Origin of the sequence: Aggregatibacter segnis ATCC 33393 (assembly GCF_000185305.1) — a bacterium.
Taxonomy (GTDB): domain Bacteria; phylum Pseudomonadota; class Gammaproteobacteria; order Enterobacterales; family Pasteurellaceae; genus Aggregatibacter; species Aggregatibacter segnis.
The window spans coordinates 1920093-1944564 of the sequence record NZ_GL622200.1 but is presented as its reverse complement, the minus strand read 5'-3'; the positions used below and the strand labels follow the sequence as shown (position 1 = coordinate 1944564).

The following is a 24472-nucleotide window of genomic DNA, read 5'->3' as shown; positions in this document are numbered from 1 at the left end:
ATTGAGGTGTATCGTAGTAAGATAAGGTAATTTTTAATAGCCTGTGAGGTGCCCATGAAACCCTATTTAATTGCTCCTTCCATTCTTTCTGCTGACTTAGCGCGTTTGGGTGAAGATGTGGAAAATGTCTTAAAGTGCGGTGGTGATGTCGTTCATTTTGATGTGATGGATAACCATTATGTCCCGAACTTAACTTTCGGTCCTGCCGTGTGCAAAGCCTTACGCGATTATGGTATTACTGCGCCGATTGACGTGCATTTGATGGTGAAACCGGTGGATCGCATTATCCCGGATTTCGCTAAAGCCGGTGCCAGCTACATTACCTTCCACCCGGAATCCTCTGAACATATCGACCGCACTTTGCAACTTATCCGCGATAACGGTTGTAAATCCGGTTTAGTATTTAACCCGGCAACGCCGTTAAGTTATTTAGATTATGTGATGGACAAAGTGGATATTATTTTATTGATGTCGGTGAATCCGGGCTTTGGCGGACAATCTTTCATTCCGGCAACCTTAGAAAAACTGAAACAGGCGAGAAAACGCATTGATGAGAGCGGATTAGATATTCGTTTGGAAGTCGATGGCGGCGTGAAAGCGAGCAATATTGCAGAAATTGCCCGCGCCGGTGCGGATATGTTTGTTGCCGGTTCGGCGATTTTCGATCAGCCGGACTACAAAAAAGTCATTGATGAAATGCGTCAACAGTTAGCCGCAGTAGGAAAATAAGCATGACAGGACAGTTTAAATTAATCGGTTTCGATTTAGATGGCACCTTGGTGGACAGTCTGCCTGATTTGGCGCTATCTGTGAACTCAGCATTAGCAGAATTCGATTTACCACAAGCGCCTGAAGCGTTGGTGCTCACTTGGATTGGCAACGGCGCGCAGATTTTAATTGCCCGCGCGTTAGAATGGGCAACGGCACAATCGGGCAAAACCTTGACGGAAGGCCAAATTGCCACATTAAAAGAGCGTTTTAATATCTTTTACGGCGAAAATATCTGCAATCGCAGCCGTTTATTCCCTCACGTAAAAGACACCTTGCAGAAACTTAAAGCCAAAGGTTACCGTTTGGCTGTGGTTACCAACAAACCGACCCAACATACCCGCCCTGTGTTAAAGGCTTTCGGCATTGAAGAGTTATTTGATGAAGTGTTGGGCGGACAATCTTTACCGGCCATCAAACCGCACCCGGGCCCGCTATTCTATTTATGCGGTAAATTCGGCTTATACCCGAAACAAGTGCTGTTTGTCGGCGATTCCCGCAATGATATTATTGCTGCCCATAATGCCGGCTGCCCGGTGGTGGGGTTGACTTACGGTTACAACTACAACATTCCAATCTCTGAATCCCATCCGGATTGGGTGTTTGAGGATTTCGCGGCGTTATTGACGCTTGTTTGATTGATTCTTCTGAATGGATAGCGCAAACGCCCACGTTTGTGCCTTTATTTAATTTTGGCTACAGCACAAGCGTGGATGCTTGCGCTATCAATAATAAGATTTAAAAATTAAGGATGTAAAAATGAGCAAACCTATTGTGTTCAGCGGCGTACAGCCATCAGGTGAATTGACTATCGGTAACTACCTCGGTGCGTTGCGTCAGTGGGTGAAAATGCAGGATGACTACGAATGCTTGTTCTGTATTGTGGATCAACATGCCATCACCGTGCGTCAAGACCCGGCAGCATTACGCAAAGCCACTTTGGACGTATTGGCGTTATATTTAGCCTGTGGCATCGACCCGGCAAAATCCACGATTTTCATTCAATCTCATGTGCCGGAACACGCACAGTTGGCTTGGGTATTAAATTGTTACACGTATTTCGGCGAAATGAGTCGCATGACCCAATTTAAAGATAAATCCGCCCGTTATGCGGAAAATATCAACGTCGGCTTGTTCACTTATCCGGTCTTAATGGCGGCAGACATTTTGCTTTACCAAGCCAACCAAGTGCCGGTAGGCGAAGATCAAAAACAACATTTGGAAATCACCCGCGACATCGCGCAACGTTTTAATGCGTTATACGGACCGCACTTTGCCGTGCCGGAAGTGTTTATCCCGAAAGCAGGCGCACGCGTGATGTCCTTGTTGGAGCCTGAAAAGAAAATGTCTAAATCGGACGAAAACCGCAACAACGTTATCGGCTTATTAGAAGACCCGAAAGCGGTTGCGAAGAAAATCAAACGCGCGGTAACCGACTCCGATGAGCCGCCGGTGATTCGTTATGACGTGAAAAATAAAGCGGGCGTGTCCAATCTGCTCGATATTCTCTCCGGCGTGAGCGGCAAAACCATTGCAGAACTTGAGCTGGAATTTGAAGGCAAAATGTATGGTCACTTGAAAGGTGCTGTTGCTGACGAAGTTTCTGCCATGTTGACTACGTTGCAAGAACGCTACCATCATTTCCGCAATAACGAGGAATTACTCCTCCAAATTGCTAAAGACGGTGCGGAAAAAGCCAAAGCACGTGCACAAGAAACGTTAGCGAAAGTGTATGACGCCATTGGGTTTATTGGCGCGAAGTAAGTCATTCCACACAAAAACAAAAGCGGCGTTAAAGCCGCTTTTTTATTTCAAGGGAAAAGCTAAAGGCAAACAAAAAGTGCGGTGAAAATCCACTGTAAATTTTGACCGCACTTTTTCATCGTGATAAAAAAATAGAGAATTTTAGGATGTAATTACGCCATCACCGGATACGACGATATTTCCAACGTAAGAGGATTTTGTAAGGCGTTTGTTCATTGATTAATTCTTAGGAAAATTGTCACAAGCGTGGACGCTTGCGCCATCGGAGGCGTCTTATGTGTTGGCGACAAAGCAGCAGCGGAAAAAAATTCGTCAAGACAGTTTAAAATCAGCCATGTCTATTCAAGATAAACCTGCTGAAATACAAGATGAACCAAAAACAGACGAAGAACCAACCGCACTTATTGCGAAACGTGATTAAAATAAACAACGACGGGGCTGAATAAAGCCCCGTTTTTTCATTCCTAACCACCATTTATTTTATTTAAAACCCTCTGCTTATTACATTTCATTATAGGTAATAACTTTCCATTCTTTTCTCACCGATTCAAAATTTTTTACTATATTGCCACGCAAACGATTAAATCATGAAAAATGAATTGGGATTATATTTTAAGTGCCACACCACGTTTTGTTCATGCCATGCTGATGACACTTCATCTCGCCTTTTGGGGGATTTTATTGTCGCTGGTAATTGGTGTGATTTGTGCGGTGATTACCACCTACAAAGTCAAATCATTAACTTGGCTAGTAAAAGGCTATATCGAGCTTTCTCGCAATACGCCTTTATTAATTCAAGTATTTTTTCTCTATTTTGGGCTTTCTAAAATTGGTCTGAAATTAGATGGGTTTACTTGCGGCATTATCGGCCTGGCATTTTTAGGTGGAAGCTATATGGCAGAAGCTATTCGTGGAGGTCTGGAAGCGGTATCAAAAGGGCAAATTGAATCAGCCTTAAGTATTGGTCTAACCCCTTTTCAAGCTTTTCGCTATGTGATTTTCCCACAGGCCTTTGCGATTGCGACACCTGCAATCGGCGCAAATTGCTTGTTCTTAATGAAAGAAACCTCAGTGATCAGTGCCGTTGCTGTAGCCGAACTGATGTTTGTAGCGAAAGAAGTCATCGGGCTCGATTACAAAACCAATGAGGCCTTATTTTTATTAGTGGTGTTTTATTTGATCATTCTATTACCGATGTCTCTGTTTATCAGTTATTTAGAACGCCGGACTCGGAGAGCAAAATATGGGGCTTGAGTTATTATTCCAAGGTAGCAACATTGAACGCTTGCTTAACGGTTTATGCGTGACGGCTGAAATTGCGTTCATTTCTGTCTTCTTCGCCTGTATTTTAGGCGTGATTTTTGGCGTAATCATGACGAACAGAAACCCAATTATCAAAGCCATTTGCAGCTTTTATTTAGAATTTGTACGCATCATTCCATTATTAGTATTACTTTTTCTCGCTTATTTCGGTTTAGCAAAATGGTTTGATATTCACTTAGATGGCATTTCTGTATGTATTTTGGTGTTTATTTTCTGGGGAACAGCAGAAATGGGGGATTTAGTGCGTGGTGCATTAACTTCCATTGAAAAACATCAAGTGGAATCAGCCTACGCTTTAGGCTTAACGCCGTTTCAAACCTTTGTGTATATTTTACTTCCGCAAAGTTTAAAGCGTGTGACACCAAGTGCTATTAACCTCTTTACTCGTATGGTAAAAACCAGCTCTTTGGCGATGTTAATTGGTGTGGTTGAAGTAATTAAAGTCGGTCAACAAATTATTGAGCATTCATTATTTAGTAATCAATCGGCGGCGCTTTGGATTTACGGTGTCATTTTCGGTTTATATTTTGTGATTTGTTACCCGCTATCCTTATTTTCCCGTTATTTAGAAACCCGTTGGGAAAGTTAATTTTTATTAGGAAAACACATGGCGTTATTAGAAATTAAAAACCTCGTCAAAAATTACGGTGATGTAGAAGCACTCAAAGGCATCAATCTTTCTATAGAGAAAGGCAAAGTTGTCGTTATTTTAGGTCCATCGGGTTGTGGTAAAAGTACTTTTTTACGCTGCCTAAATGGATTAGAAGAAATAAAGAGCGGTCAGATTTTGCTGCAAAATGCTGGAGAGTTAGGTAAAGACATTCCTTGGGTCAAAGCACGTCAACGCATTGGGATGGTATTCCAAAGTTATGAACTCTTCGCTCATTTATCAGTAATTGACAATATTTTACTCGGCCCTTTAAAAGTACAAAAACGCGATCGCGCAGAAGCTGAAAAACAAGCCGATGAGTTACTTAAACGTGTAGGTCTATATGACCGAAAAAATGCCTATCCGCGTGAATTATCAGGTGGGCAAAAACAGCGAATTGCTATTGTGCGTTCACTTTGCATGAACCCTGAAATTATTCTGTTCGATGAAGTCACTGCTGCCCTTGACCCTGAAATGGTACGCGAAGTACTTGATGTGATTTTAGGTCTCGCTAAAGATGGTATGACGATGCTCATCGTTACCCATGAAATGAACTTCGCCCGTCAAGTAGCTAACCGCATTGTGTTTATGGATAAAGGGCAAATCATTGAACAGGCAAAACCGGAAGATTTCTTCACGAATCCAACCACGGATCGTGCGAAAACATTCTTAAATATCTTAAATTATGAACCGAGAGGGACAAACTATGAAGAAAACATTTAAAACATTGACCGCACTTTTAGCCACTGCCACCTTAGCATTTGGCTTAACCGCGTGTAATGATAAAGAACCCGCTAAAGACGGAGCAAAAACAATCTCAAGCCTTGAGCAAATACAAAAAGACGGCAAAGTGCGCATTGGTGTATTTAGCGATAAACCACCATTTGGTTATGTGGATGCGCAAGGTAAAAGCCAAGGCTTTGATGTCGAAATTGGTAAAGCGATCGGTAAAGACTTATTAGGTGACGAAAACAAAGTAGAGTTTGTTTTAGTGGATGCCGCAAACCGTGCTGAATACTTACTTTCTAAGAAAGTTGATATTATCTTAGCTAACTTTACTGTGACACCAGCTCGTAAAGAAGTGGTAGATTTTGCTAATCCATATATGAAAGTGGCACTCGGTGTTGTTTCAAAAGATGGCTCAGTCATTACTGATCTTGAACAATTAAAAGGCAAAACTTTAATTGTAGATAAAGGCACCACGGCTGATATTTTCTTTACCAAAAACTATCCAGATGTGAAGTTATTGAAATTCGAACAAAATACAGAAACCTTTGAAGCCTTACGTGATGGCCGTGGTGATGCCTTATCTAACGACAATACCTTCTTATTCGCTTGGGCAAAACAAAATCCAGGTTATACTGTGGGCGTAAAAAACTTTGGTGATCAAGATGTTATTGCACCAGCTGTTCGCAAAGATGCACCTGAATTGTTAAATTGGTTAAATAACGAAATCCAAACCTTAGGCAAAGATGGTCGTTTAAAACAAGCTTACGAAAAAACTTTATTGCCAGTTTATGGTGATACCGTAAACGAAAGTGATATCGTAGTTGAATATAAATAATTTAACCCCATTCACTTCCCCTGTAATTTCCCCACAGGGGAAGTGAAAACTCCTTTATTTTTGACCACTCTTTGGAAGATGTGGTGTAAATCTCGCCTTTAATGGCATTCTTTCCTGAATACGTTCCCGATTAATCTGTAACGCCGCCTCTGTGGCTTCATAGTCCAACCATAAACTTGGATCATCAGGTAACATTTCATTCCAAATATATTGTACGTTAAAGCCTCGCGCCTTACATTCCGCATGCAATGCATCATACCGTTTCTTTAAAAACGCCAATTTATTAAAGAAAAAACGCACATGCCCTTCACCTAATTTATATTCCGTAGGCTGTCCTTTCAAATGAAATTTACCTTTCGCCACGGCATTAGGAATGCGGGTTAATTCACGATGTTCAGCTAAAAGATGCTGATCACAAAGCTCCTCAGGTGGAACAAGATTAATTCGAGTCATAAGTCATACCAAATAAAAAGGAACATAGTAAGGGGCGTAAAGGTATTTGTTTATGATTTACTTATCTCTTTAAAAGAATAAATATTCAAGCATTTCAGAAAAGATATTTATCTGAGCATTTTAATAAAGTATTGATCTATTCAAAATAAACAGTATGACCTAACCTTAACAACTTATTATGGTCCACAAGAGCAATATTCATAATTTAAAGTGAATAAAGAAGATACTTTGCGATGTTGCTATGGATGGCGAAAGTTGGAGTATTCGGGAAATATTTATTTGATTTGAATGCGCTACAAGGCACCAATTATGATGGCGTGTTCCAAACCTCATCGGTTTATATTTATTTTTTATGCCCATTATTGTTAAGTTTGTTATCCTACCTTTATTGTAAGAAATAAAACAAGTAAACTCATAACTTAGCAATTCAAAAGGGTTTGCAAGCGGTTAAATTTTGTAGGAATTTTACCAATCTCTCCATTCAATAAGGATTCATCATGAAAAAGTTATTTTTATTCGCTTTATGTACTTTCTCTGCTTCTAGCTTTGCCTTAACCCCGCAAATAGAAACAGCATCAAACTCAGACTCTTTTATCAGTTTCCGCACTGCTAATGATACTATTTATTGCTCTGGCGATATTCCTGACCTAAACCCCAAAGTTGAATGTGTTACTAAAATCAAAGGAAAACCGATTTTGCCGCGTCCGAAAGATTGTGAATTAGAATGGGGCGAGCTATTTTCTGTTGGCGCTACAGGAAAAGCCTCACTTGTTTGTGCCAGTGATACCCCCGCTGTACCAGACTCTCAGATCTTAAAAGACGGCGAAACAATTAAAGGCAAAGGTTGGCAATGTACTGCGTCTGGTGATTCAGTTACTTGCTCAAACCAAGAAAAACACGGTTTTAAAATTAGCCAAGCAAAACAAAAATTATTTTAGTTTGTAGCGTATTTGAAAAATACACAATACGTTAATTGCCTTACCACAAGAGCGGTCAAATTTTTCTCACTTTTTACAAGGAATAAAAATGAAAAAATATTGGTTAATCCCATTGATGATACTTATTGGATCCCCCTATGCCAATAGCTGTGGCGGGCAATTTGATCCAGCAACTGGAACGTGTCGAATTATTGGTCCTGACGGAAAAATGATCCTATATAATTCAGCTCCACCTCAAAGTGGATATTCTAGTGGTTATTCGAATGTGCCAGCAGAACCACCACGTTCTGACTACTATGCTGCCATTGCCATCAATAAAGCCACTGGAGATTGGGGATGGTCAAGCGGCTTTTTAGGCGAATCTACGGCTATCATGGATGCAAGATTGCACTGTGAAAAAGCAGAACGAGGAGAATGCGAAGGAGCGGCAACACAATTAAATGGCTGTCTTGCTATGGCATCTTCAAAAGATAAAAAAGGGAATTGGGCTTACTTCTTTTCAAATTCTGGGATTTGCGGCGTAGTTGAAAAGGAAGCATTATTAAATTGCCAAGCAAGCAAAGCTAAAAACTGCCAAATTGAAATCCGTCAATTAGATGCGAATTATCCATACTTTATGTATCAATAAACGCTTAAAATCAATATGGAGCGTATCAGATACGCCCTAACAAAAGGATTATTATGAAAAAATTACTTACATTGGCTTTATGTGCTTTATCCGTTTCAGCTTTTGCAACAACACCTTCAATCGAAGATCAAATCTCGTATCCACCACGACCGCCAATTCTAGAATTTCCTAATTGGTGGAGTGTAATTGCTTATAATCCAAAAAATGGTGCTTTTGGTTATGGCGAGGGAAATATGATAAAGCCTGCTCAAAATAAAGCACTAAAGGATTGTGAGCTTGCTTCAACGGATACAAATAAACAATATTGTCAAATTGTGACAGAAGCTAATCATGCTTGTGTTGCTCTTGCAACGGGAGACTCCCCTGAAAAATATGCCGCAGTTGGCAATTTCGGAATGAAGCGAGAAGAAGTTGAACAAGAAGCCTTGGCAGCCTGTAAAACGAATTCAGCGAATTGCACAATCACCTTCTCTGCTTGCGAAAGATAATCTTAAAAAAGGAACGCTCTATGAAAAAAATCTTACTTTGCCTGTGTCTCTTTTCTTCTGCTGCTTATGCTAACCAATGTGAAATCATTGATACCGAATTAGCCGCAAGTTATTCAGAGATGAAAACCTACGGCAACTATAACGAAAACAATGAAGAAAAATACCAGTCTTCAGAAAAACGTTTTAAAGACGCACTAGCCAAAATTGAAAATTTAGAAGGCAAATTCTGCGCTTGGGAAAAAGCACCTAAAGCGGGGGTTGGTGTGCTCACGTCAAAAGACAATAAGCTTCAGATTCTGACTTGGGATTGGCAATCTGGCGGGACAATGCACGAATATGGCAGCATTTGGCGTTATCAGTTACCTAACGGCACTTGGAAAACGGAATTTAATGAGTTAGACTCTGATTCTGATATAACCAGCCTAACAGCCCCTAAATTGAATGGAAAACCTTACTATTTTGTAGAAACTGCTGACATCTACAGTCAATGTCATCATGCAATCGCAGCGAAATTTTATCAAATTACGGAAAAAGGTTTAGAAGAAGCCAATCTGATTCAAGGTAAAGAACCAACTTCTAATATTGGTGTATCGTATATCTCATATACGAATAATGATTTACCAGAATCGAATGCCTATTTTGATTACGACTTGAAAAATAACCGCTTTAGCTTCCCGTTAGTACATCAATTTGAAGATACATGTGGTAACGGAAAAATGACCTCAGAACGCATTTATTATCGTTTTGATGGCAAACACTTTGTAAAAGAGAAAAAGACTAAAAAATAGATCTATTCCTGTACTCACATAAAAAAGGGGGCTCGAATTCTTATTAAAGGATCCCCCCTTTAAGGAAACAGCCATGTCTGTAAAAACATTTGAAAAATTGACCGCACTTTTAGATAAACATCAAGCTCGCTATCGCGTAGTTGAACACCCCCCCCCACGATGGCGCAAGCGTCCTCGCTTTATACTTACAATAAAATCTGATAACCTGAGCAAATTACTATATTATTATCACGTATCTTTATCTTTTAATAAGGAAATATATCTCATGTTATCTCATAAGATTAAGCTAGTTTGTCTAGTTGCGTTCACACTCTTTTTAACAAGTTGCTCAACAATGTATAACCCATTAGACACTTTATACTGGCATGGTAAAGAAGACTATGAGTTTTTTGCTCGAAAACGTTTGCCAGATGAATCTTATCAATGCTTTAAAGACAATGAAAGAAGTTATATTCACGCTTATCGACTTGCTCTTTATGATTTACAAACCTATGAAGTTGGCAGAAACTCTAGAACAATCTTTCTAACAACAGAAAAAGTATATACTGGTGGTCATACATGGACTTATGTATTTACGGATGCAAGCCATAAAATCACATCTATTAGAGATGCCACAGGGTTTGGAGACATTGAAAAAGAATTTGGTTGTGGTGAGTATCAAGAAGCAGTAAAAATTGCTACACCAGAAGAACTAAAAAAACGCAAAATTAAACCTAGATTATGGGCTGCAATTGTTCGCACTCCAGAAATAAATCAAATGATGTGGGCTTCTGATGCAGCTTATAGTACTCTTGAGCAAGCCAAACAAGATTCACTAAAACAATGTCAAGAGTATGGTGGCAAAGACTGCCAATTAGTGATTGGTATAAGTAATATGTGTTTAGGGTTAGCTAGTGGTCGAGATAGTAGAGGTATGAGAGATTACTTCGGAAATAGTATTATTCCTGAGCACGCTAAAGAAATGGCGGTTGAAAATTGCCAAGCGAAAGGGGGCTCATCTTGTAAGCCTAGCCCAGCCCCTTCGCTTTGCGCCCTACCGTGTGATATGCTTAGAGATAAAACTTGTAACTTTGATAGTCCTCAAGTCATCATACCAGGCATTAAAGGCGGAAAAGCATTTAACGTAGCATTAGATGGTAATGTACTTAAATAGTAAATAATATTTTCAAAGTGCGGTCAAATCTGACCGCACTTTTGATCTGCACCCCAAAACCTGGACACCTAATTTGAGGTGCAGATTATGTCCTACCCTTATCAATTTCGTTTGAAAATTATCAAACTCGTCACCGAACAGGATTATGGTATCCGTGAGGTGGCTAAACTTCATAACATTCCCCATTCTGCCGTCATCTATTGGCTAAAAGCGTTTCGGGAAAGAGGGCTTGATGGCAATCACCTCATACAACCCTTCAAACACCGAAAATAGCGAAGCCAAAGATGAAAAAGAAAGACATTGAAATCCCGGAAACTACAGACTTTTCACCTAAAGCGTTTAAAAAGTTACAACGAGAGCTCGCCTTGGCTCGTGCGGAGATTGCTTACCTAAAGGAGTTGGAGAAGCTCGACCGTCAAAAACAACGACAGAAAAAAGAAAAATCATTGAAAGATTGAAGCCGGACCACGCATTAAATGATTTACTTTATGTGGCTAAAATGCCTCGTTCAAGCTTTTACTATAAAGAGATTAAGCGAAATTATCACGAGGTAAAAGAGACTATCTTATCGCTGTACAAAAAGAACAGAAAACGAGATGGTTATCGCCCCGTGACATTTAAATTACGCCAAATGGGTAACGGATGTAACGGAATTTCATGTTGGGCAAGAAAAGCTTTATTTTTCACCGTTGATGGACTTGGCTAACCGAGAAATTATTGCCTATAACTTTGCAACATGCCCGAAGTTTTCATTGGTGAAAGGTATGCTAGAACAAGGGCTTAGTCGGCTTAAACCGACAGAATGCCCGATTATTCATAGCGACCAAGGCGTATTGTATGGCTCGGCGGAATGGGTAAAGATGTTGGAAGGTAAAGCGGTTCAAAGTATGAGCCGCCGAGGAAATCGCTACGACAATGCGGTGATTAAAAGTTTTTTTGCGATACTAAAATCAGAGTGTTTTTATTCACGGAGCTATCATTCAATCGCTGAATTACAGGCTGAAATTGAAGAATATTTGGTGTATTACAATCAAGAACGAATTAAACTTGATTTAAAAGGATTAAGCCCAGTGCAATACCGAGCTCAATATTTAAGTTAACTAACCTGTCCAACTTTTTGGGGGCAAATCACTTTGTAGAAAATAAATCGATTAACTCATTTGCGTAAAGAAATCGCGAATCCCTACCAACATATTATTAATGGCAACGGCGGCTAAAATTAATCCCATGACTCGACTAATCACTGCTGCGCCGGTGTTACCAATCCAGCGTTGAATACGGTTGGCGGCGAGGAATAAAAGATAGGTAATCAACAACACAGAAAGCATGATTAACGTTGTCATGGTTTGATCGAACAGGCTGAAACGATGGTTGTCTGTGAGTAATACAATGGCCATCATGGCGCCGGGTGAGGCAATAGACGGCACGGCTAACGGATAGACCGCCAGTTCGTTCAGATTGGATGAGAGTCTGATTTCTTGTTCCGGTTTGCCTTCGCCGAAAATCATAGTCAAAGCGAACAGCAATAACACCAAACCACCGGCAATTTGGAAGGCGGTGAGGGGAATTTGCATAGCTTCTAACAAGGCTTGTCCGGCGATGAGGAAGAAAATTAAAATACCGGCGGAAATCATGACTGCTTTTAAGGCGATTTTGCGGCGATCTTCCACTGAAAGGCCCACTGTTTTGGTTAAATAAACGGGAATAGAACCGATCGGATCGATGACCGCCCACAGCACCACGAATTGAACGACGAGAGAATCAAACATTGGCAACTCCGAGAAAAAAGTGGAAAATAACGCGTCTTTTTACAAATCAATATCTTATATTAAATTCATTATAAACCAATGCTTTTTTTCACAAATTTAACCCTAAAACGGGGCTTGACTACGCTCCTCGAAAACGCGAACGCTACCATTAATCCTGGACAAAAAGTTGGCTTAGTCGGCAAAAACGGTTGTGGCAAATCCTCCTTATTTGCGTTGCTTAAAAATGAAATGAGCGCCGAAGGTGGCGAGGTGTCTTTCCCGTCAACCTGGGCGTTGGCGTGGGTGAATCAAGAAACGCCCGCACTGGATTGCCGCGCCATTGATTATGTGATTCAGGGCGACCGTGAATACAGCCGTCTGCAACGGGCGTTGCAACAAGCGAACGCGGACAACGACGGTAATGCGATTGCCACGTTGCATAATCAACTTGATGCCATTGATGCTTGGACGATTGAAGCACGCGCCGGCGAATTGTTGCACGGTTTGGGCTTTTCTCAGGCGGAATTGGAACAGCCGGTGAAGGCATTTTCCGGTGGTTGGCGGATGCGGTTGAATTTGGCCCAAGCCTTGATTTGTCGATCTGATTTATTATTGCTTGACGAACCCACCAACCACTTGGATTTGGACGCGGTGATTTGGTTGGAGCGTTGGTTAAAACAATATCCGGGAACATTGATTTTGATCTCGCACGATCGCGACTTTTTAGATCCGATTGTCGGCAAGATTTTGCATATTGAACAACAAAAACTCAATGAATACACGGGCGATTATTCTTCCTTTGAATTGCAACGGGCAACGAAATTAGCACAACAAAATGCCATGTATCGCCAGCAACAACTGAAAATTGATCACTTACAGCGTTATATTGACCGTTTCAAAGCCAAAGCCACCAAGGCTAAACAGGCGCAAAGCCGTATTAAGGCATTGGAACGCATGGAAAAAATTGCACCGGCGTATGTGGATAATCCGTTTCATTTTGAATTTCGTGAACCGCTTTCCCTGCCAAGTCCTTTATTAATGATGGAAAACGCTTCTGCCGGTTATGGTTCGGGTGAAAGTGCGGTGGAAATTTTAAGTAAAATTAAACTGAATTTGGTGCCCGGTTCACGTATCGGGCTGCTCGGTAAAAATGGTGCAGGGAAATCCACCTTAATTAAATTATTGGCGGGTGAAATCGCACCGACCGGTGGCACGATTCAATTGGCGAAAGGCGTGCAGTTAGGCTATTTCGCACAACATCAATTGGATACGTTACGCGCGGATGAAAGCGCCTTGTGGCATTTACAAAAAATTGCGCCTCAACAAACAGAACAACAACTGCGCGATTATTTAGGTGGCTTTGCTTTTCACGGCGACAAAGTGAATCAGCCGGTGGCGTCTTTTTCCGGTGGTGAAAAAGCGCGTTTGGTGTTGGCGCTTATTGTGTGGCAACGCCCGAACTTACTGTTGCTGGATGAACCGACTAACCACCTGGATTTAGATATGCGTCAGGCGTTGACCGAAGCGTTGGTGGATTATCAAGGTTCTTTGGTGTTGGTATCGCACGATCGCCATTTGTTGCGGAATACCGTGGATGAATTCTATTTGGTGCATGACAAGCAAGTGGAAGAATTTAAAGGGGATTTGGCAGATTATCAGAAGTGGCTAAACGAGCAAAACGCGCAGCCAACGGCGATAAAAGCACAAAATGAGCCCAGTGAAAATGAAAATTCTGCTGCCAACCGTAAAGAGCAAAAACGTAAAGAAGCGGAACTTCGCCAACAACTTGCGCCATTACGTAAACAAGCAACGCAGCTGGAAAATCAAATGGAAAAATTGGGGGCTAAGTTACAGCAGATTGAAACAGATTTGGCGGATCCGAGTTTGTACGACGCAGAAATGAAAGCAAAATTAACCGCACTTTTAGCCGAGCAGGTGCAGGTGAAAAAGCAGCTAGAAGAGGTAGAAGTTGACTGGTTGGCACTCCAAGAAAGCATAGAAGACATCATGTCTCAAGCAGAATAAACGGCAAAATAATCTTGTTTTGGAAGCGACATCACATAAATTTTAAAAAGATCAAAATTTCACTTGATACTGTATATTGATACAGTTATTATAAGCGCGAATTTTGATAATGATTTTCCCGAGGTAAAAAATGGCAACTCAAGAAGAAAAACAAAAAGCGCTCGAAGCCGCGTTAGGTCAAATCGAAAAACAATTTGGTAAAGGCGCTATCATGAAATTAGGCGATAGCCAAAAATTGGATATTGAAGCGATTTCCACCGGTTCCTTTGGTCTTGACTTAGCGTTAGGGATCGGCGGTTTGCCAATGGGACGTATCGTTGAAATTTTTGGCCCGGAATCTTCCGGTAAAACCACCTTGACGCTTTCTGTTATCGCCGAAGCGCAAAAAGCGGGTAAAACCTGTGCCTTTATCGATGCAGAACATGCCTTAGACCCAATTTATGCCTCTAAACTGGGCGTGGATGTGAAAGAGTTGTTGGTTTCTCAACCGGACAACGGTGAGCAAGCGTTAGAAATCTGTGATGCCTTAGTACGTTCCGGCGCGGTGGATGTGATTATTGTTGACTCCGTTGCAGCCTTAACGCCGAAAGCGGAAATTGAAGGCGACATGGGCGATTCTCATGTGGGCTTGCAAGCGCGTCTTATGTCTCAAGCGTTGCGTAAATTAACCGGACAAATTAAAAATGCCAACTGTTTAGTGATTTTCATAAACCAAATCCGTATGAAGATCGGTGTGATGTTTGGTAACCCGGAAACCACTACCGGTGGTAATGCGCTTAAATTCTATGCCTCTGTGCGTTTAGATATTCGTCGTGTCGGGTCAATCAAAGAAGGCGATGAAGTGATTGGTAACGAAACCCGCGTGAAAGTGGTGAAAAACAAAGTGGCACCGCCATTCCGTCAAGTGGATTTCCAAATTCTGTACGGTGAAGGCATTTCTAAAGAAAGCGAATTGATTGATCTTGGCGTAAAACACAAGCTCATCAGCAAAGCCGGTGCATGGTATGCCTATGAAAACGAGAAAATCGGTCAAGGTAAAACCAATGCAATGAAATGGTTAAAAGAGAATCCGGAGCAAGCGAAATTAATTGAAAGCACCTTGCGTGATGAATTGTTAGCGCATCCGGAAACAGCCATTACCGCCGATGTTGAAGACGAAGCCGGTGAAGCTGACTTCGAATAAGATGGGTGATGTCTAAAAGTGCGGTTAAAAATGACCGCACTTTTTCTATCTGTTTTTAACCATAATAACAAGTGACACAATATGTCCTCCCTTGCCCTTAATTATGTGATGAATTTACTTTCTCACCGTGAATACAGCGAATTTGAACTGCGTTGCAAAATGCAGGAAAAAGCCTTTTCCGAGGAAGAAATTGACCAAGCCATTGCCTATTGCCAGCAAAAAAATTGGCAAAGTGATCAGCGTTTTACTGAAAGTTATTTGAACAGTCGTTCTCAACGAGGCTATGGCATCAATCGAATCAAACAAGAATTGCGTCAATTAAAAGGGATTGAAAGCGCAACCATTGAAGCGGTTGTCCGTGAATGCGATATTGATTGGTCGGCATTGGCGTTAAATGTGTTACGCAAAAAGTTTCCTGATTATAAGGAAAAGCAACCGCCGAAAATGCGCCAAAAAATTTGGCAATACATGCTGTCACATGGGTTTCATCAAGAGGATTTTGCGGATTATGTGGGTTCTGACCCGAGCGAGTTTGATTAGTGTTGTATGGTAACTGACATGTTATCGATTTCAACGTAGAATAGCGTTCCACAAAATCATCAGTTAGGAGAAAAAATGACGAAAGTAGTTCATACAGAGAAGGCGCCAGCCGCGATTGGGCCTTATGTACAAGCCGTTGATTTAGGCAATTTAGTGCTGACGTCCGGACAAATTCCGGTCAATCCGGCAACCGGTGAAGTGCCGAAAGACATTGTGGCACAAGCTCGTCAGTCTTTGGAAAATGTGAAAGCGATCATTGAACAAGCCGGACTCACTGTTGCTGATATTGTGAAAACAACGGTATTCGTGAAAGATTTAAATGATTTTGCCGCAGTCAATGGCGAATATGAGCGTTTCTTCAAAGAAAATCATCATCTGAGTTTCCCTGCACGTTCTTGTGTGGAAGTGGCCCGCCTGCCGAAAGATGTTGGCTTAGAAATTGAGGCCATTGCGGTAAGAGCGTAGTTTTGTTCACCGATGTGTTTATAAAAAATCCCGCAAGTGAGTTTGCGGGATTTTTTATGTTTCACCTTGCGTTACGGCAATAAGCTTTCTAATTGCCACAATTCGTTTAAAGCCTCGCGGCGACGAATAAGATACGCTTTATCTCCATCCACCATCACTTCCGCTGTTCTTGGGCGAGAGTTATAGTTGGAAGACATGCTTGCGCCATAGGCACCGGCAGATCGTTGGGCTAAATAATCCCCTTCCGCAATGGCAAGTTTGCGTTGTTTGCCGAGAAAATCGGAGGTTTCGCAAATTGGGCCGACCACATCATAGATTTTTTCTTCACGCGCTAAAGTACGGTCGATTTCGAGAATGTTCATGTAGGCTTGATAAAGTGCCGGGCGAATCATGTCGTTCATACCCGCATCCGCAATGGCAAAATTGCGACTTTCGTTGGATTTTAAATACTCTACTTTGGTTACCAAAATCCCAGCGTTTGCAGTAATGGCGCGTCCGGGTTCGACGATGATTTCCAGTTCGCTAAAGGCACTCAATTTTTCCCACAACGCTTTGGCATATTCTGTCGGATGTGGCGGTGTTTCGTCCGTGTAAGTCACGCCTAAGCCGCCGCCTAAGTCTAAGTGTTTTAAATGAATACCATCTTGATTTAATTGTTCCATGAGCACAATTAAGCGATCTACCGCATCTAAAAAGGGTTGTAATTCCGTGAGTTGTGAGCCGATGTGGCAATCCATGCCGACGATTTTAATATTCGGTAAGGTGGCGGCTAATTTATAGACTTCTCGAGCTTGTTCTACGCTCACGCCGAATTTATTTTCTTTTAACCCTGTGGAAATGTAAGGGTGCGTGTGGGCGTCCACATCCGGATTTACGCGCAATGAAATCGGGGCAATTTTGCCCATTTCACCGGCGATTTGGTTAATGCGCAATAATTCTGCTTCCGACTCCACGTTGAAACAACGAATATTGACTTCTAAGGCGCGGGCGATTTCTTGGCGGGATTTTGCAACGCCGGAAAAGACCACTTTAGCCGCGTCACCGCCGGCGGCAAGGACGCGCTCCAATTCCCCTTGGGACACAATGTCAAAGCCTGAACCTAATTTCGCCATTATGTTTAAAATCGCAATATTCGGGTTCGATTTTACGGCAAAACACACCAAATGCGGATGCTCGCCAAACGCGTTATTAAACGCGTGCCAATGGCGTTCAAGGGTGGCGCGGGAGTAAACATACAACGGCGTACCAAATTGTTCGGCCAATTGTTTGACCGGCAAATTTTCTGCCATGAGTTGATTATTTTTATATTGGAAAAAGTCCATAAGGTCGCCTATAAAAAGTTATTTGGTTGTTTTCTGAGCGCTGTCTTGTTCAGGAAAATATAATGGACCTTTAACGCCACAGCCGGTACTTAGCGCACACAATGTCACGAGTAAAAATACGGAAATCAGTTTTTTCATTGGTTGTTCCTTGTGCTCAAATTTGACTGTTCTTTTTACCACTAAATCCGGCTTTGTGCTATCACAACGCACAGAAAATCTTTATAATTTCCGCCCTACTGTCATTTATTGGAGTGATTTTATGAATATCGTTGAGTTTCATCAGAAAATCGAGCAAATTTGGGATGAAATTGAAGAGCAACTGGAAGCGCAAGATTGTGATGCCGATTGTGAACGCCAAGGTTCCGTGTTCACGATTACGCTTGGTGATCGCAGCCAAATTGTGATCAACAAACAAGAACCGTTGTTAGAATTATGGTTGGCGAGCCACAATGGCGGTTTCCATTTTGCCTATAAAAATGGACGTTGGGTCAGCAACGACGGCTTAGACTTCTGGCAAGCTCTAACCGAAGCGCTTGCTAAACATGGTGAGCAGGTGCAGCTCGGTTAATGAATCACCTGACCTCATCCGAACCCATGAAAAGTGCGGTGGATTTTCTCGATAAATCGTCGGCAAAATCCACCGCACTTTATGCGACGGCAAAGAATGTGTTGCATTCGGTGTTCGGCTATCAAGCGTTTCGCAAAGGGCAAGAGGAAATTATCCAGGCGGCGCTAAATGGGCAAGACTGCTTGGTCATTATGGCGACGGGTACGGGAAAATCCTTGTGCTATCAAATTCCTGCGTTGTGTTTTGACGGGATGACTTTGGTGGTGTCGCCATTGATTTCACTAATGAAAGACCAAGTGGATCAGCTACGCGCCAGTGGCGTAGAAGCGGATTATTTAAACTCCTCGCAAACCTTTGAAGAGCAACAACAGGTGCAAAATAGGGCGATTTCCGGGCAGTTAAAATTGTTGTATTTGTCCCCGGAAAAAGTCATGACCAACAGTTTTTTCCAATTTATTTCCTTATGTCAGGTGAGCTTTATCGCCATTGATGAGGCGCACTGCATTTCCCAATGGGGACACGATTTTCGCCCTGAATATACCCAACTCGGTGGCTTAAAAGGCAGTTTCCCGAATGTGCCGATTATGGCTTTGACAGCCACGGCAGATCCCACAACGCAACAAGATATTCTGCAAAATCTCCGGCTAAATCGACCGCACTTTCATGTGGGCAGTTTCGATCGTCCGAATATTCGTTACACCTTGGTAGAAAAATTTAAGCCGATGGAGCAGCTGTGTCGTTTCGTTGTGGCACAAAAAGGAAAAAGTGGCATTGTTTATTGCAACAGCCGCAACAAAGTGGAGCGCATTGCGGAAACGTTGTGTAACAAAGGCGTGCGGGCGGCAGCGTATCATGCTGGCATGGAAAATAGCTTGCGGGAAAAGGTACAACGGGATTTTCAGCGGGATAACATTCAAGTGGTGGTGGCGACGATCGCCTTCGGTATGGGGATTAATAAATCCAACGTGCGCTTTGTGGCACATTTTGATTTGCCGCGTAGCATTGAATCCTACTATCAAGAAACCGGCCGTGCAGGGCGTGACGATTTGCCGGCTGAGGCGGTGTTGTTTTACGATCCGGCGGATTATGTGTGGTTGAACAAAATGCTCATGGAAAAGCCGGAAACGCCACAACGCCAAATCGAACAGCATAAATTGCAAGCCATCGGTGAATTTGCCGAGAGCCAAACCTGTCGCCGTTTGGTCTTATTGAATTATTTTGGCGAACATCGTCAAACCGCCTGTCAAAATTGCGATATTTGTCTTGATCCGCCGAAAAAATACGATGGGTTGTTGGACGCGCAAAAAATCATGTCGGCAATTTATCGCACCGGTCAATCTTATGGCGCCCATTATGTCATTGCCGTCTTGCGTGGCATGAATAACCAGAAAATTCGTGACCAGCAGCACGACCAACTGAGTGTGTATGGCATCGGCAAAGAACACAGCACGGAATACTGGCAGTCCGTGTTGCGTCAACTCATTCATTTGGGCTTGGTGCGTCAAATGATCGGTGAATATGGCAATACGTTACAGCTCACAGAAAACGCCAAGCCGATTTTGCGGGGAGAGATGCCGTTGGAATTGGCAACGCCACGTCTATCGTCTATCGTCACTACGGCCATGATGCACAAAAGTGCGGTCGGTTCTTACGACAAAGATTTATTTGCACGTTTGCGCTTCCTGCGTAAGCAAATTGCCGATAAGGAAAATATTCCGCCATATATCGTGTTTAACGATGCGACTTTGCAAGAAATGGCGCAATACCAACCGGTCAGCAATATTGAAATGTTGCAAATTAACGGTGTCGGTACGATTAAATTGGAGCGTTTCGGACAAGCGTTTCTGTCTTTAATCCGCGAACATAAAAATGCCCGCGCAACCGAATAAGTCTAAGTACCGTTTAAGTGCAGTTATGTTTAGCTAATTGCGCAAAATTTTGCTATAATCCCGCCCAATTTTTTACGAATTACACAGAGAAGAATTATGTCAACAACTACTCCAGAAACTTATGGTGCAAACAGTATTAAAGTGCTGAAAGGGCTTGATGCGGTGCGTAAACGTCCCGGTATGTATATCGGTGACACAGACGATGGAACAGGTTTACACCATATGGTTTTCGAGGTCGTGGATAACGCTATTGACGAAGCCTTGGCTGGGTATTGTGATGACATCGTGGTGACTATTCATTCCGATAATTCTGTTTCCGTACAGGATGACGGGCGCGGTATTCCGGTAGATATTCACCCGGAAGAAGGTGTTTCTGCCGCAGAAGTGATCATGACGGTTTTGCATGCGGGCGGTAAATTTGACGATAACTCCTATAAAGTCTCCGGCGGTTTGCACGGTGTGGGGGTATCCGTGGTAAACGCGTTGTCCGACAAGTTACAGCTCACCATTCGCCGTCAAGGCAAGGTGCATGAGCAATTTTACAGCCTCGGCGATCCACAAGCACCTCTAGCCGTTATCGGCGAAACCACCCAAACCGGTACCACCGTGCGTTTCTGGCCAAGCCCGACTATCTTCACTAATATTGAATTTGAATACGATATTTTAGCCAAGCGTTTAAGAGAGTTATCTTTCTTAAACTCCGGCGTTTCTATTCGTTTAATTGACGAACGTACCGACAAACAAGACCATTTCCACTACGAAGGTGGTATTCAAGCGTTCGTGGAATATATCAATCGTGGTAAAACGCCAATCCACCCGAAACCGTTCTATTTCTCTGCAGAAAAAGACGGCATTGGCGTGGAAATTGCGTTGCAATGGAACGATGGTTATGCAGAAAACATTTACTGCTTTACCAACAACATTCCACAACGCGATGGTGGTACGCACTTGGCAGGTTTCCGCGGGGCGATGACCCGTACGTTGAATAACTACATGGAAAACGAAGGCTACACCAAGAAATCCAAAGTGGCGACTTCCGGTGATGATGCTCGTGAAGGCTTGGTAGCTGTGATTTCCGTGAAAGTACCGGATCCGAAATTCTCTTCTCAAACCAAAGACAAATTGGTTTCCTCCGAAGTAAAAAGTTCGGTGGAATCTTTGATGAACGAGTATTTGCAAACCTATTTGTTGGAAAATCCAAACGATGTAAAAATCATCGTGACCAAAATTATTGATGCGGCACGTGCCCGTGAAGCGGCACGTAAAGCGCGCGAAATGACTCGTCGTAAAGGCGCACTAGACTTGGGTGGCTTGCCGGGTAAATTAGCGGATTGTCAGGAGCGTGATCCGGCATTATCCGAACTTTATATCGTAGAGGGTGACTCTGCGGGCGGTTCGGCAAAACAAGGGCGTAATCGTAAAAACCAAGCAATTTTGCCGTTAAAAGGGAAAATCCTGAATGTGGAAAAAGCCCGCTTTGACAAAATGTTATCTTCTGCGGAAGTGGGGACATTGATTACGGCGCTAGGTTGCGGTATCGGTCGTGACGAATATAACCCGGATAAATTGCGTTATCACAGCATTATTATCATGACCGATGCGGACGTAGACGGCTCGCACATTCGTACGTTGTTATTGACCTTCTTCTATCGTCAAATGCCGGAACTGATTGAACGCGGTTATGTGTATATTGCCCAACCACCGCTTTATAAAGTGAAAAAAGGCAAACAAGAGCAATACATTAAAGACGATGAAGCCATGGCGGAATTTGAATTGGCGATTGCATTGGAAAATGCGGCGCTTTATGTGAATGAGAATGCGCCGGGTATGCAGGGTGTGGCGTTACAAAATCTCGCTTCCGAATATCTTGCAGTACAAAAAATGACGACCCGCTTGAGTCGTTATTATCCGGAAAGCGTGTTGAAAGAATTGATTTATCAACCGGCGTTGACCACAGCGTTAATGCAACAGGAAAGTGCGGTCAATTCTTGGGCTGATTCTTTGGTTGCTTCTTTAAATGGAAAAGAAACTGACGGCAGACATTATAGCTATCGTTTGCAATTCAATGCTGAACGAAACTTGTATGAAGTGGTATTAACGGTAAGAACGCACGGGATTGATACGGATTATTTCTTAAACTTCCAGTTTGTAACCGGTAATGAATATGCGCGTTTAATTGCATTGGGTGAAAAATTGGTCGGCTTATTAGAAGAAAATGCTTATGTTATGCGTGGTGAACGTAAAGTTGCAGTAACTTCTTTTGAGCAAGCGATTGAATGGTTAATGAAAGAATCTCGCCGTGGTTTGATGATTCAACGCTATAAAGGGTTAGGTGAAATGAACCCGGAACAGCTTTGGGAAACAACAATGGATCCAAACACTCGCCGTATGTTGAAAGTGTCTATCAAAGATGCGGTGGCTGCAGATCAGTTATTCACCACCTTAATGGGGGATGAAGTAGAGCCTCGTCGCGAATTCATTGAAAGTAACGCATTAAGAGCAAATCTGGATATTTAACATTCACTTAAAAAAAGCACCGCACTTTGAATAAAAAGTGCGGTGCTTTTTTGTTATTTTCTTAAGGTGACCAATTCGACTTCATGGTTTGCGCCTTTCTTTAGAATTAAATCGGCACGTTCTCGCGTAGGTAGAATATTTTCTTTCAGGTTCAATCCGTTAATTTCATCCCAAATTTTTCCCGCCGTGGTAACTGCTTCTTGTTCAGAGAGATTGGCATAATGTTTGAAATATGAGTTCGGATCGGTAAAAGCACTTTGGCGGAATTTCAGAAAGCGGTGAATATACCATTCTTTTAATAAGTCTTCTTCCGCATCAACATAAATAGAGAAATCGACAAAATCAGAAACAAACAGCTCATTGGCTTGATTTCTGTTAGGTTGTAAGACGTTTAACCCTTCTAAAATTAGAATGTCAGGTTGATCGATGACATTAAATTGATCAGGAATAATGTCATAGGTTAGATGAGAATAAATTGGCGCAGTAACATTTGGCTTACCGGATTTTATATCTGCTAAAAAACGAATCAGTTGTGGCGTATTGTAAGAAATTGGAAAGCCTTTTTTATGCAATAAATTGTGTTCCTGAAGATATGCTAACGGGTGTAGGAAGCCATCTGTCGTAATCAAATCGACTTTACGTTGTTTTGGCCAATGGCTTAAGAGCGATTGCAGAATCCGGGCAGAAGTACTTTTTCCTACTGCTACACTGCCAGCAATACTAATAATGTAGGGCACGTTTGTGCTTTTCTCTCCAAGAAAACGGCGCAACACATTTTGGCGACGAATATTTTCATCTATATAGTAGTTAATCAAACGGACTAACGGTAAATAGATAGTACGAACTTCGTCAATGGAAAGCTCTTCATTTATTCCAAGCAGAGGTTTGAGATCCTGTTCGGTTAATGTTAACGGTACTGATTTACGCAATTCCGCCCAACGTTGCCGATCAAATGATAAAAATGGCGTAAGTTGTTCCGACATAGAAGGAGAAACCGAAAAGTCCACGTGCTGAATTACTCTTTTTTAGCCAATGATAGGTTGCAAAATATACCTTATAAATAAGAGATTGAGCAGTAAAATTTTTGCATAATCAGCTAAATTCACCGACGTTAGAGGGTTTTTGCTTGATAATTAAACGAATAACCAAAAAAAACTTTATTTACTAAAAAAAAACTTGTCAGGCATAAAAAAATCCCTATAATACGCCTCACTTGTTTACGACGCCGACTTAGCTCAGTAGGTAGAGCAACTGACTTGTAATCAGTAGGTCATCAGTTCGATTCCGATAGTCGGCACCATTTCTCGTATTCAAGTTCCAACTTAGAGTGGAGGGATTCCCGAGCGGCCAAAGGGAGCAGACTGTAAATCTGCCGGCTCAGCCTTCGAAGGTTCGAATCCTTCTCCCTCCACCATTTCTAAGCGACCGATGGGACAGATGAATTAAGAACGGCGGGCATCGTATAATGGCTATTACCTTAGCCTTCCAAGCTAATGACGCGGGTTCGATTCCCGCTGCCCGCTCCAAGCGCTGATATAGCTCAGTTGGTAGAGCGCACCCTTGGTAAGGGTGAGGTCGGCAGTTCGAATCTGCCTATCAGCACCACTTCTTAATAATCTCTCCATTACAAATTTTAATACTTTGGTTAGTCTGGTAAATTGAACCATCGATAACCGTGTTTGTTTAGAGGGACTCTCAA

General features: G+C 42.3%; 25 protein-coding genes, 4 tRNA genes and 3 pseudogenes. 27 read left to right on the top strand and 5 right to left on the bottom strand.

Annotation, left to right across the window (positions count from 1 at the left end):
- Nucleotides 1-54 precede the first annotated feature (54 nt).
- From rpe to HMPREF9064_RS00355, 8 genes are all read left to right on the top strand, one after another.
- Nucleotides 55-729, top strand: a complete 675-nt coding sequence (rpe, locus tag HMPREF9064_RS00325) for a ribulose-phosphate 3-epimerase (protein WP_006719863.1) — start codon at nucleotides 55-57, stop codon at nucleotides 727-729.
- 2 nt (nucleotides 730-731) lie between these two features.
- Nucleotides 732-1406, top strand: a complete 675-nt coding sequence (locus HMPREF9064_RS00330) for a phosphoglycolate phosphatase (protein WP_006719862.1) — start codon at nucleotides 732-734, stop codon at nucleotides 1404-1406.
- A 121-nt stretch (nucleotides 1407-1527) separates the two neighbouring features.
- On the top strand, nucleotides 1528-2532 hold the full coding sequence (trpS, locus tag HMPREF9064_RS00335) for a tryptophan--tRNA ligase (protein WP_006719860.1): 1005 nt from the start codon (nucleotides 1528-1530) through the stop codon (nucleotides 2530-2532).
- 235 nt (nucleotides 2533-2767) lie between these two features.
- The gene (locus tag HMPREF9064_RS09945) at nucleotides 2768-2953 is read left to right on the top strand and encodes a hypothetical protein (protein WP_006719858.1); all 186 of its coding nucleotides are present in this window, start codon (nucleotides 2768-2770) and stop codon (nucleotides 2951-2953) included.
- Nucleotides 2954-3126: 173 nt separating this feature from the next.
- Entirely contained in the window at nucleotides 3127-3786 is a 660-nt protein-coding gene (locus tag HMPREF9064_RS00340; RefSeq protein WP_006719856.1) for an amino acid ABC transporter permease, read from the top strand.
- Nucleotides 3776-4444 carry an amino acid ABC transporter permease gene (locus HMPREF9064_RS00345; protein WP_006719854.1) on the top strand — a complete coding sequence of 223 codons (669 nt, stop codon included), beginning with the start codon at nucleotides 3776-3778 and terminating at the stop codon, nucleotides 4442-4444. Before HMPREF9064_RS00340 ends, HMPREF9064_RS00345 begins: the two co-directional genes overlap by 11 nt.
- 18 nt (nucleotides 4445-4462) lie before the next feature.
- Nucleotides 4463-5227 (top strand): amino acid ABC transporter ATP-binding protein, encoded by a 765-nt coding sequence (locus HMPREF9064_RS00350; RefSeq protein ID WP_006719853.1) that lies wholly within the window; start codon nucleotides 4463-4465, stop codon nucleotides 5225-5227.
- Nucleotides 5211-6068, top strand: a complete 858-nt coding sequence (locus HMPREF9064_RS00355; protein ID WP_006719851.1) for a cysteine ABC transporter substrate-binding protein — start codon at nucleotides 5211-5213, stop codon at nucleotides 6066-6068. The genes HMPREF9064_RS00350 and HMPREF9064_RS00355 overlap by 17 nt, the downstream gene beginning before the upstream one ends.
- Nucleotides 6069-6122: 54 nt before the next feature.
- Here HMPREF9064_RS00355 and HMPREF9064_RS00360 read toward each other — a convergent pair whose 3' ends face one another.
- A complete protein-coding gene (locus tag HMPREF9064_RS00360; RefSeq protein ID WP_006719848.1) occupies nucleotides 6123-6521 on the bottom strand; it encodes a pyrimidine dimer DNA glycosylase/endonuclease V in 399 nt (132 codons plus the stop codon).
- A gap of 497 nt (nucleotides 6522-7018) precedes the next feature.
- On the opposite strand from HMPREF9064_RS00360, the gene HMPREF9064_RS00370 reads away from it, so the two are divergent.
- The 8 genes and pseudogenes from HMPREF9064_RS00370 to HMPREF9064_RS09660 form a co-directional block, all read left to right on the top strand.
- On the top strand, nucleotides 7019-7459 hold the full coding sequence (locus HMPREF9064_RS00370; RefSeq protein ID WP_006719845.1) for a DUF6636 domain-containing protein: 441 nt from the start codon (nucleotides 7019-7021) through the stop codon (nucleotides 7457-7459).
- A gap of 88 nt (nucleotides 7460-7547) precedes the next feature.
- Nucleotides 7548-8087 (top strand): DUF4189 domain-containing protein, encoded by a 540-nt coding sequence (locus HMPREF9064_RS00375; RefSeq protein WP_006719843.1) that lies wholly within the window; start codon nucleotides 7548-7550, stop codon nucleotides 8085-8087.
- Nucleotides 8088-8140: 53 nt separating this feature from the next.
- Nucleotides 8141-8575 carry a DUF4189 domain-containing protein gene (locus HMPREF9064_RS00380; protein ID WP_006719841.1) on the top strand — a complete coding sequence of 145 codons (435 nt, stop codon included), beginning with the start codon at nucleotides 8141-8143 and terminating at the stop codon, nucleotides 8573-8575.
- A 20-nt stretch (nucleotides 8576-8595) separates the two neighbouring features.
- Nucleotides 8596-9363, top strand: a complete 768-nt coding sequence (locus HMPREF9064_RS00385) for a type 2 periplasmic-binding domain-containing protein (RefSeq protein ID WP_006719839.1) — start codon at nucleotides 8596-8598, stop codon at nucleotides 9361-9363.
- Nucleotides 9364-9436: 73 nt separating this feature from the next.
- Nucleotides 9437-9511, top strand: a pseudogene (locus HMPREF9064_RS10085) (YbaK/prolyl-tRNA synthetase associated domain-containing protein); the annotation flags it as partial.
- Between the two features lie 117 nt (nucleotides 9512-9628).
- Complete coding sequence (locus HMPREF9064_RS00390; protein WP_032998220.1) at nucleotides 9629-10516, top strand: DUF4189 domain-containing protein; 888 nt, start codon at nucleotides 9629-9631, stop codon at nucleotides 10514-10516.
- A gap of 87 nt (nucleotides 10517-10603) precedes the next feature.
- Nucleotides 10604-10974 (top strand): annotated as a pseudogene (locus HMPREF9064_RS09665) (transposase).
- Between the two features lie 228 nt (nucleotides 10975-11202).
- Nucleotides 11203-11616: pseudogene (locus HMPREF9064_RS09660) on the top strand (transposase); the annotation flags it as partial.
- 51 nt (nucleotides 11617-11667) lie between these two features.
- Here HMPREF9064_RS09660 and HMPREF9064_RS00400 read toward each other — a convergent pair.
- Entirely contained in the window at nucleotides 11668-12285 is a 618-nt protein-coding gene (locus tag HMPREF9064_RS00400; protein WP_006719828.1) for a MarC family protein, read from the bottom strand.
- Nucleotides 12286-12363: 78 nt separating this feature from the next.
- Here HMPREF9064_RS00400 and HMPREF9064_RS00405 point away from each other — a divergent pair, with 78 nt between their 5' ends.
- From HMPREF9064_RS00405 to HMPREF9064_RS00420, 4 genes are all read left to right on the top strand, one after another.
- Nucleotides 12364-14289: an ABC transporter ATP-binding protein gene (locus tag HMPREF9064_RS00405; protein WP_006719826.1), complete on the top strand. Its 1926-nt coding sequence runs from the start codon at nucleotides 12364-12366 to the stop codon at nucleotides 14287-14289.
- A 130-nt stretch (nucleotides 14290-14419) separates the two neighbouring features.
- A complete protein-coding gene (gene recA, locus HMPREF9064_RS00410) occupies nucleotides 14420-15472 on the top strand; it encodes a recombinase RecA (protein WP_006719824.1) in 1053 nt (350 codons plus the stop codon).
- A gap of 81 nt (nucleotides 15473-15553) precedes the next feature.
- Nucleotides 15554-16012, top strand: a complete 459-nt coding sequence (recX, locus tag HMPREF9064_RS00415; RefSeq protein WP_006719822.1) for a recombination regulator RecX — start codon at nucleotides 15554-15556, stop codon at nucleotides 16010-16012.
- A gap of 75 nt (nucleotides 16013-16087) precedes the next feature.
- Nucleotides 16088-16477 carry a RidA family protein gene (locus HMPREF9064_RS00420; protein ID WP_006719820.1) on the top strand — a complete coding sequence of 130 codons (390 nt, stop codon included), beginning with the start codon at nucleotides 16088-16090 and terminating at the stop codon, nucleotides 16475-16477.
- A gap of 71 nt (nucleotides 16478-16548) precedes the next feature.
- Here the strand turns inward: HMPREF9064_RS00420 and lysA are convergent, their stop codons facing one another.
- On the bottom strand, nucleotides 16549-17799 hold the full coding sequence (gene lysA, locus HMPREF9064_RS00425; protein WP_006719818.1) for a diaminopimelate decarboxylase: 1251 nt from the start codon (nucleotides 17797-17799) through the stop codon (nucleotides 16549-16551).
- A gap of 18 nt (nucleotides 17800-17817) precedes the next feature.
- Nucleotides 17818-17937 (bottom strand): LPS translocon maturation chaperone LptM, encoded by a 120-nt coding sequence (gene lptM, locus HMPREF9064_RS10070; protein WP_006719816.1) that lies wholly within the window; start codon nucleotides 17935-17937, stop codon nucleotides 17818-17820.
- Nucleotides 17938-18058: 121 nt separating this feature from the next.
- Here lptM and cyaY point away from each other — a divergent pair, with 121 nt between their 5' ends.
- The 3 genes from cyaY to gyrB all read left to right on the top strand — a co-directional run bounded on the left by cyaY (nucleotide 18059) and on the right by gyrB (nucleotide 22773).
- Nucleotides 18059-18367: an iron donor protein CyaY gene (gene cyaY / locus HMPREF9064_RS00430; protein ID WP_006719815.1), complete on the top strand. Its 309-nt coding sequence runs from the start codon at nucleotides 18059-18061 to the stop codon at nucleotides 18365-18367.
- Nucleotides 18367-20256: a DNA helicase RecQ gene (gene recQ, locus HMPREF9064_RS00435; protein WP_006719813.1), complete on the top strand. Its 1890-nt coding sequence runs from the start codon at nucleotides 18367-18369 to the stop codon at nucleotides 20254-20256. Before cyaY ends, recQ begins: the two co-directional genes overlap by 1 nt.
- A 96-nt stretch (nucleotides 20257-20352) precedes the next feature.
- Complete coding sequence (gene gyrB, locus HMPREF9064_RS00440; protein WP_006719812.1) at nucleotides 20353-22773, top strand: DNA topoisomerase (ATP-hydrolyzing) subunit B; 2421 nt, start codon at nucleotides 20353-20355, stop codon at nucleotides 22771-22773.
- A gap of 53 nt (nucleotides 22774-22826) precedes the next feature.
- Here the strand turns inward: gyrB and coaA are convergent, their stop codons facing one another.
- Nucleotides 22827-23756, bottom strand: a complete 930-nt coding sequence (gene coaA / locus HMPREF9064_RS00445; protein ID WP_006719810.1) for a type I pantothenate kinase — start codon at nucleotides 23754-23756, stop codon at nucleotides 22827-22829.
- 241 nt (nucleotides 23757-23997) lie between these two features.
- On the opposite strand from coaA, the gene HMPREF9064_RS00450 reads away from it, so the two are divergent.
- The 4 genes from HMPREF9064_RS00450 to HMPREF9064_RS00465 all read left to right on the top strand — a co-directional run bounded on the left by HMPREF9064_RS00450 (nucleotide 23998) and on the right by HMPREF9064_RS00465 (nucleotide 24378).
- Nucleotides 23998-24073, top strand: a tRNA-Thr gene (locus tag HMPREF9064_RS00450).
- Between the two features lie 29 nt (nucleotides 24074-24102).
- Nucleotides 24103-24187: transfer RNA gene (locus HMPREF9064_RS00455), tRNA-Tyr, on the top strand.
- Nucleotides 24188-24224: 37 nt separating this feature from the next.
- Nucleotides 24225-24299: transfer RNA gene (locus HMPREF9064_RS00460), tRNA-Gly, on the top strand.
- 3 nt (nucleotides 24300-24302) lie between these two features.
- Nucleotides 24303-24378, top strand: a tRNA-Thr gene (locus tag HMPREF9064_RS00465).
- Nucleotides 24379-24472 lie beyond the last annotated feature (94 nt).